2 protein-coding genes are annotated in these 2,310 nt (G+C 39.5%); both read left to right on the top strand.

All coding sequences use genetic code 11. From position 1 onward, the window contains the following. Positions 1 to 44 precede the first annotated feature (44 nt). Positions 45 to 503 carry an Lrp/AsnC family transcriptional regulator gene (locus L1D46_RS20400; protein ID WP_036968198.1) on the top strand — a complete coding sequence of 153 codons (459 nt, stop codon included), beginning with the start codon at positions 45 to 47 and terminating at the stop codon, positions 501 to 503. Positions 504 to 647: 144 nt separating this feature from the next. Further along, positions 648 to 2,204, top strand: a complete 1,557-nt coding sequence (locus tag L1D46_RS20395) for a SulP family inorganic anion transporter (RefSeq protein ID WP_130051567.1) — start codon at positions 648 to 650, stop codon at positions 2,202 to 2,204. Positions 2,205 to 2,310: the final 106 nt, after the last annotated feature.

Raw genomic sequence — 2,310 nt, 5'->3', positions numbered from 1 at the left:
CAGTTATATAATTTAACCAGTATTTTTACAGAAAAAGAAATAAAATGTCTCTGAACCAAGTAGATCGCCAAATTTTGGCATTATTACAGCAGGATGCTAGCTTATCTACGGCAGAAATTGCCGATAAAGTTGGTTTATCTCAATCTCCATGTTGGCGTCGTATTGCTAAGCTTGAGCAAGATGGCTATATCAAAGGTAAAGTTGCTTTGCTTGACGAGAAAAAGCTTGGCTTTGATATGTTGGTTTACGCCCATGTTCGTTTATCTAACCACGGTAGAACAAATCTAGCTGAATTTGAGCGTTTAATTATGAGCTATGATGAAGTAACTGAGTGCTACAGCATGGCAGGTACTATGGATTTTATGCTTCGAATTATTTCGAAAGGCATAGAGGGTTACGAGCAGTTCGTACGTGATAACTTATTAAACCTTGAATTTGTACAAGAGGTTCACTCGAACGTAACAATGACTTGTGTTAAGCGTAGTACGTCTCTACCTCTTTAGTCTTTTTCTACTACGTTTTATTTTTTCGAAAACGGTTAGTGCTTTTAGGCACTAGCCGTTTTGTTGTTAATAATTGTTAACTTTTGCAGATTTTGCTAGAATTCTGCGCCTTGCCGAAATGCATTCACTATAAAGAGGATCTTAATGTTTAACCTACTCAGCAAAGCGCCAAGCTCTGCTAAAAACGATATTCTATCAGGCCTGACAGTTGCGTTGGCGTTAGTACCAGAAGCGGTTGCGTTTGCTTTTGTTGCTAATGTAGAACCATTAGTTGGTTTATATGCCGCATTTATTGTTGGCTTAATTACGGCTATTTTTGGTGGTCGTCCAGGTATGATTTCTGGTGCTACCGGTGCACTAGCCGTTGTAATGGTAAGTTTAGTATTAGATCATGGCGTAGAGTATTTATTTGCAACCGTCTTATTGATGGGAATACTGCAAGTGCTCGCGGGTATTTTTAAGCTTGGAAAGTTTATTCGAATGGTCCCGCATCCAGTAATGCTGGGCTTTGTAAACGGCCTTGCTATTGTGATTTTCTTAGCCCAACTAGGTCAATTTAAAGTACCCGATGGTATGGGTGGTCAACAGTGGATGGAAGGGCAAGCACTATATATTATGCTTGGTTTAGTAGCGTTAACTATGGCTATCATTCACTTCTTGCCTAAGTTAACCACTGCAGTTCCTTCATCGTTAGCTGCGATTGTAACCGTGACCGCGATTGTGATTGGCTTTGATTTAGAAGCACGTACAGTTCTTGATTTCTTAAAAGGGATGACTGGCAACGAGCAAGCTACTATTGCCGGAGGTTTACCTGAGTTCCATATCCCAATGGTGCCGTTCAACTTAGAAACATTTAAAATTATTTTCCCTTATGCGTTAGTTTTAGCGGCAATTGGTTTAATTGAGTCATTATTAACATTAACTTTGATTGATGAAATCACAGAAACTCGTGGCCACAGTAATAAAGAGTGTATTGGTCAAGGTGCAGCAAATATTACTTGTGGTTTCTTCGGAGCGATGGGTGGTTGTGCCATGATTGGTCAATCAATGATCAATATTAACTCGGGTGGTCGCTCTCGTTTATCAGGCATCAGTGCGGCGCTAATACTGCTAGCATTTATTATATTTGCGGCCAGTTTAATTGAAATGATCCCACTTGCTGCGCTTGTTGGTGTTATGTTTATGGTTGTTTTAGGTACTTTCGAGTGGGCAAGCTTCAAAATGATGAAGCGTGTGCCTAAGTCTGATGCCTTTGTGATTGTACTTGTATCAGGTGTAACCGTAGTAACAGACCTTGCAATTGCAGTATGTGTGGGTGTCATTGTATCGGCTTTAGTATTTGCCTGGCAGCATGCGAAACACATTTACACGAGTAACTACATCGATGAACAAGGCTCTAAAGTGTATGAGCTTCATGGTCCATTATTCTTTGGCTCGGTTAAGAACTTTGCCGAGTTATTTGATGTTAAAAATGACCCTGATGATGTGATCATTGAATTCAAACACAGCCGTGTAGCTGATCACAGTGCAATTGAAGCAATTGATAGTCTTGCTGATAAATACGCTAAAGCAGGCAAACAATTACACTTGCGTCACTTAAGCCCAGACTGTATTCAGTTATTACATAAAGCACGTGACTTAGTTGAAGTTAATGTAATTGAAGATCCAAACTATAAAGTTGCTTCAGATAAATTAGCTTAAAAATAAAGCGTTTAAAAAGCGAAGGCTCACAAGGTCTTCGCTTTTTTAATGTCTGAATAATGCGGTAAGGCTATAAAAAATTAAGATAGGCGGCAGTGCTTTGTTC

Source organism: Pseudoalteromonas sp. Isolate3, from assembly GCF_022398505.1.
GTDB classification, from domain to species: domain Bacteria; phylum Pseudomonadota; class Gammaproteobacteria; order Enterobacterales; family Alteromonadaceae; genus Pseudoalteromonas; species Pseudoalteromonas apostichopi.
Note: the sequence above shows the minus strand (reverse complement) of the source record. Positions and strands in the feature narration are given on the sequence as shown.

Coding starts and splice junctions, on each gene's coding strand:
- L1D46_RS20395 (WP_130051567.1), top strand. CDS start 648: ATGTTTAACCTACTCAGCAAAGCGCCAAGCTCTGCTAAAAACGATATT.
- L1D46_RS20400 (WP_036968198.1), top strand. CDS start 45: ATGTCTCTGAACCAAGTAGATCGCCAAATTTTGGCATTATTACAGCAG.